This window comes from Paenarthrobacter sp. NPDC089714, from assembly GCF_044748905.1.
Classification (GTDB): Bacteria; Actinomycetota; Actinomycetes; order Actinomycetales; family Micrococcaceae; genus Arthrobacter.
In genome coordinates this window covers 140,323-153,887 of sequence record NZ_JBIVGX010000008.1, presented here as the reverse complement: position 1 = coordinate 153,887, position 13,565 = coordinate 140,323, and the positions used below count along the sequence as shown (strand labels likewise).

12 protein-coding genes are annotated in these 13,565 nt (G+C 64.9%); 7 read left to right on the top strand and 5 right to left on the bottom strand.

Going from position 1 to position 13,565, the window contains the following annotated elements; genetic code table 11:
- Positions 1–15: 15 nt before the first annotated feature.
- The 4 genes from ACIPY3_RS15140 to ACIPY3_RS15125 all read right to left on the bottom strand — a co-directional run bounded on the left by ACIPY3_RS15140 (position 16) and on the right by ACIPY3_RS15125 (position 4,920).
- Entirely contained in the window at positions 16–891 is an 876-nt protein-coding gene (locus ACIPY3_RS15140) for a class II fructose-bisphosphate aldolase (RefSeq protein ID WP_400335322.1), read from the bottom strand.
- Positions 891–2,357: a GntP family transporter gene (locus ACIPY3_RS15135; RefSeq protein ID WP_400335320.1), complete on the bottom strand. Its 1,467-nt coding sequence runs from the start codon at positions 2,355–2,357 to the stop codon at positions 891–893. The genes ACIPY3_RS15140 and ACIPY3_RS15135 overlap by 1 nt, the downstream gene beginning before the upstream one ends.
- Before the next feature lie 134 nt (positions 2,358–2,491).
- Positions 2,492–3,394, bottom strand: coding sequence for an NAD(P)-dependent oxidoreductase (locus tag ACIPY3_RS15130; protein WP_400335318.1), 903 nt, complete (start codon positions 3,392–3,394; stop codon positions 2,492–2,494).
- 26 nt (positions 3,395–3,420) lie between these two features.
- Positions 3,421–4,920: a four-carbon acid sugar kinase family protein gene (locus tag ACIPY3_RS15125; RefSeq protein ID WP_400335315.1), complete on the bottom strand. Its 1,500-nt coding sequence runs from the start codon at positions 4,918–4,920 to the stop codon at positions 3,421–3,423.
- A 131-nt stretch (positions 4,921–5,051) separates the two neighbouring features.
- On the opposite strand from ACIPY3_RS15125, the gene ACIPY3_RS15120 reads away from it, so the two are divergent.
- Together ACIPY3_RS15120 and ACIPY3_RS15115 are read left to right on the top strand one after the other, a co-directional pair.
- Complete coding sequence (locus ACIPY3_RS15120; RefSeq protein ID WP_400335312.1) at positions 5,052–5,843, top strand: alpha/beta fold hydrolase; 792 nt, start codon at positions 5,052–5,054, stop codon at positions 5,841–5,843.
- Positions 5,844–5,917: 74 nt separating this feature from the next.
- Positions 5,918–6,619 (top strand): FadR/GntR family transcriptional regulator, encoded by a 702-nt coding sequence (locus ACIPY3_RS15115; RefSeq protein ID WP_400335310.1) that lies wholly within the window; start codon positions 5,918–5,920, stop codon positions 6,617–6,619.
- Between the two features lie 72 nt (positions 6,620–6,691).
- Here ACIPY3_RS15115 and ACIPY3_RS15110 read toward each other — a convergent pair whose 3' ends face one another.
- A complete protein-coding gene (locus tag ACIPY3_RS15110) occupies positions 6,692–7,669 on the bottom strand; it encodes an AraC family transcriptional regulator (protein WP_400335307.1) in 978 nt (325 codons plus the stop codon).
- A 159-nt stretch (positions 7,670–7,828) separates the two neighbouring features.
- Here ACIPY3_RS15110 and ACIPY3_RS15105 point away from each other — a divergent pair, with 159 nt between their 5' ends.
- The 5 genes from ACIPY3_RS15105 (at position 7,829) to ACIPY3_RS15085 (ending at position 13,558) form a co-directional block, all read left to right on the top strand.
- Positions 7,829–7,984, top strand: coding sequence for a hypothetical protein (locus ACIPY3_RS15105; RefSeq protein WP_400335305.1), 156 nt, complete (start codon positions 7,829–7,831; stop codon positions 7,982–7,984).
- A gap of 144 nt (positions 7,985–8,128) precedes the next feature.
- Positions 8,129–8,917 (top strand): SDR family oxidoreductase, encoded by a 789-nt coding sequence (locus ACIPY3_RS15100; protein WP_400335302.1) that lies wholly within the window; start codon positions 8,129–8,131, stop codon positions 8,915–8,917.
- Between the two features lie 51 nt (positions 8,918–8,968).
- Positions 8,969–10,204 carry a styrene monooxygenase/indole monooxygenase family protein gene (locus ACIPY3_RS15095; protein WP_400335300.1) on the top strand — a complete coding sequence of 412 codons (1,236 nt, stop codon included), beginning with the start codon at positions 8,969–8,971 and terminating at the stop codon, positions 10,202–10,204.
- Between the two features lie 29 nt (positions 10,205–10,233).
- Positions 10,234–11,949, top strand: a complete 1,716-nt coding sequence (locus ACIPY3_RS15090; protein WP_400335297.1) for a flavin reductase — start codon at positions 10,234–10,236, stop codon at positions 11,947–11,949.
- Positions 11,950–11,962: 13 nt separating this feature from the next.
- Positions 11,963–13,558 (top strand): phytoene desaturase family protein, encoded by a 1,596-nt coding sequence (locus ACIPY3_RS15085; protein ID WP_400335295.1) that lies wholly within the window; start codon positions 11,963–11,965, stop codon positions 13,556–13,558.
- Positions 13,559–13,565: the final 7 nt, after the last annotated feature.

Sequence of the window (13,565 nt, the reverse complement as noted above, 5' to 3'; positions counted from 1 at the left end):
TTGTGCCAACCGGACTTAGGCGCTGAGTAGCTCCAGCGTGGCTTCCGCGAATCCCGCTGCCGAAGAGTTCCATCGAGTCAGCAAGCCCTGCAGGTTCTCGCCGTCCGCGCGGTGGGCCGTGGTTTCGGACTCCAGCGTGGCGAGGATGCCCGTGCGGAGTTCCGTGTTGAAGTTCACCTTGCCCACACGCAGGGAAGGAGCCTTGGCCAGCTCATCGGCGGGGATCCCGGAAGCACCGTGAAGCACCAGCGGGACGTCCGTCCGGGACGCTACGTCCTGCAACACATCCCAGCGGATGTTGGGCTCGCCCTTGTACTTCCCATGCACGTTCCCCACCGCGACGGCGAGCAGTTGCGCGCCGGTACGTGCAACGAAGTCCGCCACCTGCGAAGGGTCAGTCAACCCCGCGACTGACGTGCCGGCGTCGTGCGTTTCCACCGAGGCGCCGAACGCTTTGTCCTCGTCGCCCGCGAGGCCGCCGAGTTCCGCTTCAAGCACGACGTCGGTGCGACCGGAAGTGTCCAGCATGGCACGGACTTCGCGAACCAAGGCGATGTTGTCCTCGTAGGCCAGCGACGAACCGTCGGCAAGTACGGCGTCAGCACCGGCGGCCACGGAATCCCGGATCACGGCAAGGTCCGAGGCATGGTCCAACTGGACCGAGACGGGGACGCTGGCTGAATCCGCCAAGCCGCGCAGGGCCGCGATGAGCCGCAGACCGTTCTGGGTGGACGCGGTCTTCGGAGCCACCAGCAGGATGACGCCAAGCCGGGCCTCCTCCGCCGCAGAGACGACGGCCAGCGCAGTGGTGAAGTCGTAGCAGGTGAAGGCAGGAACAGCCGAGCCGGAGGAAAGGGCAGAGCCGACCAGCTTGTCCAGGGAGGCACGCATCAGTGGGCCAGGCCTCCCACCAGGATCCATGCAACGTAGGTCAGGACGAAGCCGGCCAGGCCAAGGATGGTGGTCAGGACGGTCCAGGTCTTGAGGCCGTCGGAGACTGTGAGGCCGTAATAGCGGATCACGGTCCAGAAGCCGGCGTCGGTCACGTGGGACAGGCCAAGGGCACCGAAGCCAATGGCGATCACGATCACGGCGATCTGGGCGGGCGAGTAGCCACCCTCCATGACGGCTGAGGTGAGCAGGCCCGTCGTCGTCACGATGGCTACGGTGGCCGAACCCTGGGCGGCGCGGAGGGCGAGGGAGATGATGAAGCCGAGCACGATCACCGGGAGTCCGAGGCTGTCCAGGGTGTGGGACAGCGCAGCGCCGATGCCGGAGGTGCGGAGGACTTCACCGAACACGCCACCGGCTGCGACCACCATGAGGATGGAGGCGATGGGAGGCAGCGCGCCTTCAAAGATTTCGCCGGTTTCCTTGAGGGACCAATGGCGGCGGACAGCCAGCAGGAAGAAGGAAAGAGCCACGGCTACGAGCAGTGCGAAGAACGGGTTGCCGATGAACGAGGCGACGCCGTACCAGTAGTTGTCCTTGGCGATGGTCAGCGTACCGACGGTGCCGAGGAGGATCTGGACGATTGGAGCGGCGATCAGGAACATGATCAGGCCGGGACGCGGCGGAGCGATGGCACGGGCGCCGGGGCCGTCGTGGCCTACGTGGACCAGGGAGTCGGAACCGAACTCGTCAACCTGCTGCTTGACGCCGGGAAGGAGCTCGTAGTCCTTGCGGTTCATGATGCTGGCAACCCCGTAGGACAGGAAGCCCAGCGGGACGCAGATGATGAGCGAGATCAGGGTGATGAGTCCAATGTCGGCACCGAAAACGCCGGCGCCTGCAACGATGCCCGGGTGCGGCGGAACGGCCACATGGATGGACAGCATGATGCCGGCCATGGGCAGGCCGAACTTGATGGGGTGGACGTTGGCGATCTTCGCGAACGCATACACGATCGGGACCAGGACGATGACGCCGACTTCGAAGAAGACGGGAATCGCGACGAGGAAGCCGACGGCGGTGAGGGCAATGGCGACGCGCTTGGCCCCGAGCTTCTCGGTGAAGTGCGTAGCCAGCGACTGGACGCCGCCCGAAACCTCGATCATGCGGCCGAGGATAGCGCCGAGGGCAATGAGCAGGGCGACCTTGCCCATGGTGCTGCCCACGCCGTTGGTCACCACGGTGAAGATGTCCTTGAGCGGGATCTGAGCGGCAACGCCAACCAGGATGCTCACGGCAAGGAGGGCCACGAAAGCCTGGATCTTGAAGCGGATGATCAGCACCAGCAGCAAGGCGATGCCTGCGGCGGCGATGGTCAGCAGCAGCGGAGTACCCAGCTCCACTGCGGGCTTGATGGCGGGCGCGTCGGCCGCACGGACCATCAACGAGTTGATGAGGGGATTCATTTGGGGAGTGTCTCCTTTGACATACCAGTCTAGAGAAGACCGGCAAAGGTGGCGACGACGGCGAAGGGGGGACCGCCGTCGTCGCGGGTTTTACTGGGGGTGCTTAACGCTGGGGTGCTGGAAAGCGGGAGTGCTTAGGCCGTGCGCTTGGCGGGCGCGACGACCTTGATGACGGCGGAGTCGTCGGCGGCGGCGAGGCCCTGGGCCTGGCCGAGGAGGTAGAGCTGTTCCGCAGCTGCGGCCACAGGTGCGGCGAGGCCGGCGGCGCGGGTTGCCTTGCCCACGATGCCCATGTCCTTCACGAAGATGTCCAGGCGGCTAAGGACCTCGGCACCGTCTTCGGTGTAGGCCTCCAGGATGCGGGGGCCGCGGTTGGAGAGCATGAACGAGCCTGCGGCGCCTGCTTCGAGGGCGGCCAGGGTCTTGGCCTGGTCCAGGCCGAGGGCGTCGGCGAGGGCCATGGCTTCGGCGGCGGCGGCGATGTGCACGCCGCACAGGAGTTGGTTGACGGTCTTGAGGGCCTGGCCGTCGCCGGGCTTGTCGCCAACGATGCTCAGGGTGGAGGCCAGGAGCTCCAGCGCGGGGCGGGCCTTTTCGAGTGCTTCGGGCTCTGCGCCGACCACGATCAGGAGGTCGCCTTCACCGGCACGCTTCGGGCCGCCGGACAGCGGGGCGTCCACGAGTGCCACACCGTATTCGGCCAGCTTGGCGACCGTGGCCGGGATGGCTTCCGTGCCAACAGTGCTGCCCAGGATCACGACCGCGCCCGGCTTCAGGACCGAAGCCACGCCGTTCTCACCGAAGAGGACATCGTTGAGCTGCTCGCCATTACGGACAGCAAGGAGCAGCGCGTCAGCGTCCTGCGAGGCTTCGCGGGCGGAAGCGAAGGTCTTGATGCCGGCTTCCGCTGCGAGGTCCAACCGGGGTTGCGCGATATCGAAGCCGTGCACGGTCAGCTCGGACGCGAGGCGGGTAGCCATGGGCAGGCCCATGGCGCCGAGGCCCAGGACGGTGATGGTGTAGTTGCTGCTGGTCATGAGGTTCTCCGTTGAATTTCTTGCTGTTAGAACGAGGTGCTGAGTTTGCGGGTGACCTGGGCGAGGGACTGGTCGTCGCCCACGTTGCCCGCGAAAACGATGTAAGGGATGCCCTTCGCCGGACCGTCCACAGGCTCCCAGAGGGAAACGATGCCCGGGAGCATGGGGCCGCGGACAATTCCGTGGCGGATTTCCAGGCCGTGCGCGGCAACGTCCGAGGACGTGATGCCGCCCTTGGCGATGACGAACCGCGGCGGGAACGTCTTCAGGGTCCGGTTCACCACGGCCACGACGGCGGCCGAGACCGTGCGGGCGATCTTAAGGCTCGCTGCGGCGTCGTCGGTCTTGATGAGCAGGCGGCTGGTGTGGACGATGACGTCGCCTTCGCGGAGGGCGTTGACGACGTCGGACACGACGGTGCCGATGAAGGCATCGGCGGCCGCTTCGGTTTCGGCGGCGAGGAGCTTCTCGACGTCGATCTCGATGATCCGGGCGCTGCTGTGCTCCTTGGTAAGGACGTTCAGCTGTCGGGTGGTCAGGCCCACGTGGGAGCCCACAACAATGAGCCCGCCGGCCGTAGAGGGGGTGTTGCCCGCGTAGGCCTCTTCGCCGGTGAGGGCTTCGCGGATGTCCTGGCCGATGCGGCCGCGGACGAACGGCGGGCCCACACGGTAGAGGAGCTTCTTGCCGCGGCGTTCTGCTTCTTCCAGGCCCAGGGCGAGGGCGCGGAAGTCGTTCTCGGTGACGATGTCGGCCACGATCGGGGTGGAATCGGTGGCGGACTCGATGGCGTCGGCGATGGCCTTGGCCGAAATGGACGGATCCTGCGCCGAGGCACCCGCACGGATGATGTTCAGGTCCAGGACGATGACGTTCCTTGCGGAGAATCGACCTTGCGACTTCTCCTCCACATACTTGGCCATCTCGGAGTTGCTGAAGCCGAAGGACGCGTCCTTGGCGAATTCGGTCTCGGCCACCGGGGTGAGGGCACCGGCGTCTTCTCCGGAGGCCCGCATGTAGTGCACACCGCCGATGGTGACGCGACCGGCGTCGGGGAATGCAGGCACAATCACCACACCGTCGGTGCTTTCACCGGTCTCGGCGGTCACGGTGGCGGCGATGACGTCCGGCTCCAACGGGTAGTGGCCGCGGAGGGTGGAGTCGCTGCGGCTCACGAAGCCGAGCTTCACGGTCCCGGCGGCAGCAGCGAGGGCGTTGCGGACGATCTCCTCGTTACGGGCGGCTGCCTCTGCCGGGTCAAGGCTTCGGGTGTTGGTCAGCACATACACGGCAGGCCTGGTCTGCTGTTCGCGGATGTGGGTGAAGGCCCACGCGAAGTCCTCAACGTCCCAACGGGTCAGGACCGCGAGATCGGCGACGGACTGCGTGCCGGTGGGGTCGTCATCCAGGACAACCAGGATTTTTGGTGTTTCGGCAGAGGACGCTGCAACGGCGTCGGCCACGAGCTGCGCGGGGATCTGGACTTCCGCCGGGAAAGCTGCCAGAACATCGGCTTCAAGGATCACGGGACACTCCATCGTGGGAAATCTGTGTGGCAATTTTGTGAATGTAAGATGTCAGACATCTAACATTTGAATGCTAGTGTGACACACGGCTACTGACTGCGCAAGGTGCCACGCGTCACTACGCTGGAACCATGGCTGCATCCTCGTTTGTGGACGTGCGGACGCCGGAGAATCCCGCCCCGGACCACACGCCTGTGGTGCTGATCCACGGCTGGGCCTCCGGTTCGGTCTACTGGGAACCGCTGGCGTCGTTACTGCTCGACGCCGGGCAGCCCGTTTGGATCGTGGACCTCCCCGGGTATTACTCGGGCGCGGAGCTTCCAGGCGGAGTTGCGTGGACGTTGGACTTGGCCGCTGCCTCCGTCGCGGCTGCGATCGAGGCTGGGGAAGCCGGGCGCGTGCACTTGGTGGGCCACTCGATGGGCGGGAGTGTCTCTTTGACGCTGGCGGCGGCCAGGCCGGAACTCGTTGCCACGGTGACATTGGTGGGCATGGTTCCGGCGCCCCAAAGCGAGGGTTTCCGGCAGCTTCTCGAGTCCCAACTGGAACAGGGCTTTTTTGACGAAAGAACCCGGGCCAAGCTCATGGACGCCTGGTATGGGGACCTCGCCGCGGAGGACAGGGAGCTGCTCGGCAGAGGATTCGACATTCCCTTCCCGGTGCTGGCCGCGAGCGCGAAGGCGGCCATGACCGGCGTCGAACCTTCAGTACCCGGGCGGGTGCGGGCGCCACTGCTGGTCATTGCCGGAACCGGTGACCGCGTGCGGTCCATGGCGCAGATGGAGGCCTTCGTCGCAGCGGGGCCCAAACGGCGACTGAAGCCGGTTCCGGGGGCGGGCCACAACGTTCACTGGGAGCAGCCGGGTGTGTGCGCAACGACTTTGAATGAATTTTGGAGAACAAGCTGGCCACCGCCAGCGTAATATGTCTGACAACCATTCCGCCGGGAAGGAAGATCCTTCGGGCGGACGGTCTGGAGTACAGAAATGGGGACTACATGGCGCGCAAGTCGCTGGTCGGCGTCGTAGCCGATGAGCTGCTGGACCGGATCGTTGCGGGCGAATTTCCGCCGGGGACATTGGTCCCGGGCGAGCTTGAGCTCAGCGCCAAGCATGAGGTGAGCCGTATGACTGTGCGCGAGGCCATGAAGACCTTGGAAGCGCAGCGGATCCTCAGCGTCGAACGGGGCCGCGGAACGTTCGTGAACCCACTCAACCAGTGGGCCTCCCTGGAGGCCGTGCTCCGCGCAGCGTCCGAAGGGACCAAGGACGCGGAAGCAGCAGTCCAGCTCATCGAGCTCCGCCGCATGCTCGAAACCGGCGCGTGCGAACTTGCCGCCGAGCGCATCTCCGACCAAGACCTGGCCATCCTCGAAGAACACGTGGAGAAGATGCAGGCCGCGCACGAAGTCAACGACGTCGCCGGCTTCGTGGAGGCCGACCTTGCGTTCCACGACACCATCCTGCACGCCTCCGGGAATGTCTTTGTCGCCGTGTTGTTCGAACCCCTGCACCGCGTCCTCGAAGCCCGCCGAACTGAAACGTCCGCTGTTCCGGAGATCCAGGAACATGCGATCGGCCACCACCGGAAAATCGCGGCGGCCCTTGGCTCCCGGAACCCGCATGACGCCCGCCTTGCCATGGACGCCCACATGCAGCAGACCCTGGATGACCTGAAGACGTACGTGCTGGAGGCGTAGCCCCCTCCCAACTAAGTCGCAGTTGTGCGCGTTTTGAAGGCTCATAACGCGCTTAACTGCGACTTAGTTGGGTCAGCGGCGCAGGCTTTCCGACGGCAGCTCGCCGAATGTCTGCAGGTACAGCGCCGAGAACCGGCCCTGATGCGTGAAGCCGCACAGCTCAGCAATTGCCGTGACCGTCTGCTCCCGCGGATCGGATTCCAGGAGCATGTCGCGGGCACGGTCCAACCGGATTGAGCGCAGCAGTTCCGACGGCGAAGCCCCCGTTTCCGCGCGCAGGGCAGTCTGCAGCGTACGAACGGAGACACCCAGGCACTCGGCGATGTCCGGCACCGTCAGCTCCTCGAAAGCGTGCCTTTCCAGGAGCTCGCGGCACTCCCTGACGAGTCGGCTTTCAGACTCACCATCCCTTGCCACCGGGTCAGCGGGCGGCTCCATTGCCATCAGCAACCGCGACATCATGCTGTCCGCCAGCAAACCCTGCACAAACACGGGCGCCGCGGCCTGCGGCTTACTGACCAGGTCATCGTGAAGTTCGACGACGGACCGCAGGAAGGCCCTGCCGGCTGCGGTGGTGAGGTCCATGCCGTAGCCGAGCCCGCCTTTGGGCTCGGAGCCGCCATTGAGTGAGATCGCTACCCGCTCCAGAGCAGTCCTGCGCACATAGACAATGAGATGCGGGCTGCCGCTGTCCCAGGCCATGGAGAAGGGCCGGTCGATGGGCGGAACCGAGGCTACACGCGGACTCGAGTCCACGTTGATGTCCCCAACCTGCATGGATGCATGACCTGCCAACGGGATCTGCACCAGATGGAAATCCTGGAGGCCCTCGGGCTCTATGCGCACATCCGCCCCGTAGTCCAGGAACTCGATCCCCACGTCCCCGCGATGCAGCGAACGCAGCTTCATGTCCACTACGGTCTTGCTGGTCCGCGGCGCGAGTTCATGGCTGCAGAACAGTTCGGCGATCTTTTCGTGCGCCTCGTCAACGTCCCTGGTGGCCGTCGTTGGGCGCCCGCGCAGGACGTCGCGGGGAAGGATCCTCACCATGTGGCACCTACTTACGGGGTCTTTTCGCAGCTTTTCGCTTTCCGGATGATCTCCACGCCAAGTGGATATTCCGTTGTCCGGCCGCTGCCTAAAGTCGCTCTTAGGACAAGTATGACGTACGTCATATTTCCGCAACAGCACCGGAGGGAGGTGAGACCCGTGAAGAACATCAAACTGGTACATGATCGCCGCCAGGAGTGGGAACGACACTTCGAGGAGTGGGAACGCCAGCTCCACCTGCCGGACACGCGACTGACGGCGGCCCCGTGGGTGGGATGGGTTGAAGAGACCGACGAACAGTATCCGGGCGACTGATTCCACGAACTGCGCATTCCGGATGATCCCCGCGCTTCGTGGATATTCGCGGACCGCATCGGCTCCCTAGAGTCTCTTTCAGGGCGGATATGACCCACGTCATAGTCCCGCATCAGCACAATCCACAAAGGAGAGGGTTTGGCCATGTCAGGACTCGAAGGCAGGACGGCGATCGTCACCGGCGGAGCAACCAAGGTGGGCCAAGGCGTGGTTACCTCGCTCCGGGACGCAGGAGCCACCGTGGTGGTTGCCGACATAGACCCCGACGGCGGCACGCTCACCAAAGAGTTGGGCGACCGCATTCACTATTCCCACACAGACATCACCGACGACGCCGCCATCCAGGAACTCATCGAAGAGACCGTGGCGACGCACGGAAGCCTGGACGTCCTGGTGAACCTCGCCTGCACGTACAAAGACGACGGTGCAGGCTCCGGCCGGGCAGACTGGCTCGAGGCCCTCAACGTCAACCTGGTCAGCGCGGTGATGGCCGGCAACGCTGCCAGGCCGCACCTCAAGAAGTCCGGCCACGGCGTGATCATCAACTTCACATCCATCTCCAGCTCCGTCGCCCAAACCGGCCGCTGGCTTTACCCGGCCAGCAAAGCCGCGCTGGTCCAGGTCACGCGCAGCATGGCCGTGGATTTCGCAGCCGACAATATCCGCGTCAACTCGGTAAGCCCGGGCTGGGTATGGAGCAACATCATGGATTCCCTCAGCAACGGAAACCTCGAAAAGACGGACTCCGTCGCGGCCCCGTTCCATGCCCTCAAGCGGGTTGGCAGGCCGCATGAGGTGGGTGACGTCGTCGCCTTCCTCGCGGGCGACCAAGCCAGCTTCGTGACCGGAGCCGATTGGGCGGTTGACGGCGGTTACTCCGCCCTGGGCCCCGAACGTGCCGAGGAAACCATCCCGCTCCTCGCTGCCAACTGAACACACTCGATAGCTTCGAAGAACGTCCCACTACACAGAAGGACAAGAACCATGACGCAACGCCATATCACCATCGTCGGTGCCGGCCAGTCCGGTCTTCAACTCGGCATCGGCCTGCTGGACGCCGGGTTCCAGGTAACCACCATTTCCAACCGCACCCCGGACGAGATCCGGGACGGCAAAGTGGCCTCCAGCCAGTGCATCTTCCACAATGCCCTGGAACACGAGAGAGCCCTCGGGCTGGATTTCTGGCCGGACGCCCCCACAGTGGACGGCATCTCCTTCACCATCCCGCACCCCGAACTTCCGGGTGAAAAGGCCATCAACTGGGCCTCAAGGCTGGACAACCACGCCAAATCCATCGACCAGCGCGTCAAGTTCCCCAAGTTCATGGAGGAGTTCGTCAATCGCGGCGGTGAACTGGTGTTTGAGGATGCCGGCGTTGAGGACCTGGAACGCTACGCACTGAATTCCGAGCTGGTCATCGTCGCCGCGGGCAAGGGAGAGATCGCCCAGCTCTTCACCCGGGACGCAGAACGCAGTACTTACGATGCCCCGCAGCGCGCGCTTGCCCTCACCTACGTCACAGGACTGAAGCCCCGCGAGAAGTACTCCGCCGTTTCCTTCAACCTCATCCCCGGCGTGGGCGAATACTTCGTGTTCCCGGCCCTCACCACCACCGGACCGTGCGAAATCATGGTGTTCGAAGGCGTACCCGGCGGCCCCATGGACTCCTGGAAGGGGCTCACGCCGGAGGAGCATTTGGCGAACTCCAAGAACATCCTGAAGACCTTCCTCCCGTGGGAAGCGGAACGCGCCACGGACGTGGAGTTGACCGACCCCAACGGCGTCCTGCAGGGCCGGTTTGCCCCCACCGTCCGCCACCCGATTGCCACGCTCCCCAGCGGCAGGCAGGTACTGGGCCTGGCCGACGTCGTGGTTTTGAACGATCCCATTACTGGCCAGGGGTCCAACAACGCGAGCAAGTGCGCAGCGTCGTATCTGGACAGCATCGTCAAGCACGCGGGCGCCTACGATGCCGCGTTCATGCAGGCCACGTTCGAGCGGTACTGGGATTATGCGCAGCACGTTGCCCAGTGGACCAATGCGTTGCTGGCTCCTCCCCCGCCGCACGTCCTGGAACTCCTGGGCGCAGCCAACCAAGCCCCGGAAATCGCCCACCGCTTCGCCAACGGCTTCAACCACCCGCCGGAGTTCCAGGAGTGGTTCATGTACCCGGACAAGGCCGCGGACTACCTCGCAAGCCTGCAAGCGGCCAAAGTTTAATAGCACACCCCTGCTAACAAGGACTCACCATGCGCACTATTGCAATCATCGGGGCCGGCGAATCCGGCGCCCAGCTGGCCTTGGGCCTGCAGCGGGAAGGCTATTCGGTCACGCTGTATTCGGACCGTTCGGCGGCCCAGATCCGCACGGGAAAGGTCATGTCCAGCCAGTGCATGTTCTCCACCGCACTCGACGCCGAGGCGCAGATGGGCACGGCGGTGCAGGGCTCCGGAGCGCCGGAGATCGGCTCCATCCGCTTCCGGGTGGAAGGCGGCGACTCCGTCGAGTGGGAGGCCCCGCTGGATGGCCCGGCTCGCTCCATTGACCAGCGCATCAAGAGCGCGCACTGGATCGAACGGTTCGTGTCCAATGGAGGGGACTTCCGGATCGAGAAGGTCACGCCCCGCATGCTCGAGGAGCTGTCCCGGGAGTATGAGCTGGTAGTCGTCAGCACCGGAAAGGGTGAGATCGGCCAGATCTTCCCGCGGGACAAGGCGAAGTCGCCTTTCGATCGTCCGCAGCGGGTCCTCGCGCTGAACTACGTCACCGCTGAGGGAACGGACGACGGCGGTGCTGCCGCCATCCGGATGTCCATGGCGCCGGGAGTGGGTGAGTTCTTCACCTTCCCGGGCCTCACAGTGTCCGGCCCCTGCCGCATGATGGTGTTCGAGGGCGTGGTGGGCGGCCCCATGGACTGCTGGACCGGCGTCGTCAGTCCTGAAGAACAGCTTGAGCGTTCCCTGCAGATCCTGCGCGACCATTTCCCGCATGAGGCCGCCGCGTTCGAGGACGCCAGGCTGACCGACGACGGTGCCACGCTTCTGGGCCGCATCACGCCTACGGTGCGTTCCGCCGTCGGGGAGTTGCCGAACGGCAGCCTGGTCTTCGGACTGGGCGACGCCGTCGTCCTCAACGACCCGCTGACGGGGCAGGGCTCCAACAACGCAACCCTGGCGGCCAAGTACTACCTCGATTCAATCCTTCGCCGCGGCCCGCAGGCGTTTGATCGCGAATGGATGGAGCGGACGTTTGACGAGTTCTGGCGGGGGTGGGGCCAATGGTCGGTGGCCTGGACCAACGATCTCCTCAAACCACGGCGGGACCACCAAGTGACCCTCCTGCGGGAGGCCGCGGAGCATCCGGCCCTGGCGGCCAGCATTGTGGCCGGCTTCGACGATCCGCGGACGTCGTACCCATGGTGGTTCGATCCGACGGCTGCCGCCGACTTCATGCAGGCGCGGAAGGAGGAAGACTCGGCCGTTTTCGATGTCCGTGACTTCCGCAGCGCACTGGGCCAGTTCGCCACCGGCGTCACCGTGGTCACCACTGTGTCCCCTGACGGCCGCAAAGTGGGCATGACAGCCAACTCGTTCACCTCCGTTTCCATGGAACCGCCGCTGGTCCTGTGGTGCCCCAGCAAGCGGGCTCCCAGCCTCACAGACTTCGAGGAAGCCTCGCACTTCGCCATCAACATCCTGGCCAGCGACCAGCACGTCCTCTCGCGGCAGTTCGCCACACCTGCCACGGACAAGTTCGAGGGCGCCGACACAACCGAGGGCATCGCCGGGGTTCCGCTTTTGGATGGCGCCGTGGCCACATTCCAGTGCCGCACGGTGTCGCGCCACGATGCCGGCGACCATGTGATCTACGTTGGCGAAGTAGAGAGGTACAACAACGACGGCGGCGCTCCCCTCGTGTTCCACAGCGGCAAGTACCACGCCACCGCCAGCCACCCCGATTTCTGAGAGGCGTTGATCCATGAACGACGTTGCCATCATCGGCTCCGGCATCAATTCCCTGGTGGCCGCAGCGGAACTGGCACTGGACGGCAAGAAGGTTTGCCTGATCGAACAGGCCGACCGCCTGGGTGGCTTCATCCACTCGGGCGAACGGACCGTTCCCGGCTTCATCCACGATTCCTTTTCCTCGTGGCATCCGTTGTTCGTCTCCGGCGGGGCGTACGCCGCTTTGGGCGCTGAGCTGCACAAGCGCGGCTTGGAATACTGCAACACCGATGGCGCAGTGACGGCTTCCGTAGCCACGGATCCTGCCACCGGCGAGCACCGGGTGGTCGTCGCCCACCGGGATCCTGCTGAAACAGCGAAAGCATTCAAGGAACCGCAGGACCAAGCGGCGTACTTGGCAATGTTGGATGACCTGGGCCTGCATGCGGGGACTGTCTTCGGGGCTTTCGGCGCAGAACTTCGCTCCCTCAAAGACGTGGTGAAGCTGGGCTTCGGAGCCCTGCGGACCGGGCGGCTCAAGGCGAACGAGGCGTTCATCCGGGACTCTGTGATGAGCGGCCGGAACTACGTGCGGAGCCGCTTCGACGGGTGGGAGACCGACCAACTCTGGTCCCCGTGGCTCCTGCACGCAGGGCTCGGCCCGGATCAGGCCACGGGAGGTGTCATGCTGCCCGTGATGGCGATGAGCATGCACGGCTTCGGGTTGCCCGTGGTGAAGGGTGGCGCCTCGCGGTTCGTTGCGGCGTTCGAATCGCTGCTGCGGGACTACGGTGTGCGGATCATGCTGGGTGCTGAGGCGCAGGAGATCCTCTCGGCGTCCGGCTCGGTGACAGGCGTGCGGACCTCGCAAGGAATCGTTCCCGCCTCGACTGTGCTGGCCAACGTGTCACCCCAGGCCCTCTACACGCGACTCCTGCCCAACGCCCCCGAAGACCTCGCCGCCGCTGCCCGCAAGTACCAGAACGGCCGCGGCGCCATGCAGATCCACCTTGCCTTGGACAAGCCAGTGTCATGGCTGGACCCGCGGTTGAATGAGGTTCCGCTGGTCCATGTGAGCACCGGCTCGGACAGTACTGGCATTGCGTGTGCACAGGCGGAAGCAGGGTTGCTGCCGTCCGAGCCCACGATCGTGGTCGGCCAGCAATACGTACTGGATCCGTCGAGGGCCCCCGCAGGCAAGGCAACCCTGTGGCTGCAGCTCCAGGAGGTTCCGTACTCGCCGATCGGTGATGCGGCCGGGGAGCTGTCCGTGGCAGGGGGCTGGACTCCGGAACTCAAGGCCGGCTACCTCCGCCGCGTCCTGGAACGCTTGGACGAGTTCGCCCCGGGTCTCAGTGCCACGGTCCTGGCCTCCGACGTCATCGCGCCGACCGACCTCGCAGCAGCCAATCCGAATGCGGTCAACGGGGATCCCTACGGCGGCTCGGCGGAGCTCTTTCAAAACCTGCTCTGGCGCCCGTTCCCACGGGCAGCGGGGCACCATACCCACGTCAAAGGACTCTGGCACATCGGGGCTTCGACGCATCCCGGCCCCGGCTTGTCCGGCGGTTCGGGGCATCTGGTTGCCCAACGCCTCACGTCCAAATCGTCCAAGAACACCACGCGATAGGAGAGAA

What these genes read in the sequence shown, in the direction of transcription:
- ACIPY3_RS15085 (WP_400335295.1), top strand. Translation starts at nt 11,963, where the DNA reads ATGAACGACGTTGCCATCATCGGCTCCGGCATCAATTCCCTGGTGGCC.
- ACIPY3_RS15140 (WP_400335322.1), bottom strand. Translation starts at nt 891, where the DNA reads ATGCGTGCCTCCCTGGACAAGCTGGTCGGCTCTGCCCTTTCCTCCGGC.
- ACIPY3_RS15110 (WP_400335307.1), bottom strand. Translation starts at nt 7,669, where the DNA reads ATGGTGAGGATCCTTCCCCGCGACGTCCTGCGCGGGCGCCCAACGACG.
- ACIPY3_RS15090 (WP_400335297.1), top strand. Translation starts at nt 10,234, where the DNA reads ATGCGCACTATTGCAATCATCGGGGCCGGCGAATCCGGCGCCCAGCTG.
- ACIPY3_RS15115 (WP_400335310.1), top strand. Translation starts at nt 5,918, where the DNA reads ATGGCGCGCAAGTCGCTGGTCGGCGTCGTAGCCGATGAGCTGCTGGAC.
- ACIPY3_RS15095 (WP_400335300.1), top strand. Translation starts at nt 8,969, where the DNA reads ATGACGCAACGCCATATCACCATCGTCGGTGCCGGCCAGTCCGGTCTT.
- ACIPY3_RS15130 (WP_400335318.1), bottom strand. Translation starts at nt 3,394, where the DNA reads ATGACCAGCAGCAACTACACCATCACCGTCCTGGGCCTCGGCGCCATG.
- ACIPY3_RS15135 (WP_400335320.1), bottom strand. Translation starts at nt 2,357, where the DNA reads ATGAATCCCCTCATCAACTCGTTGATGGTCCGTGCGGCCGACGCGCCC.
- ACIPY3_RS15120 (WP_400335312.1), top strand. Translation starts at nt 5,052, where the DNA reads ATGGCTGCATCCTCGTTTGTGGACGTGCGGACGCCGGAGAATCCCGCC.
- ACIPY3_RS15100 (WP_400335302.1), top strand. Translation starts at nt 8,129, where the DNA reads ATGTCAGGACTCGAAGGCAGGACGGCGATCGTCACCGGCGGAGCAACC.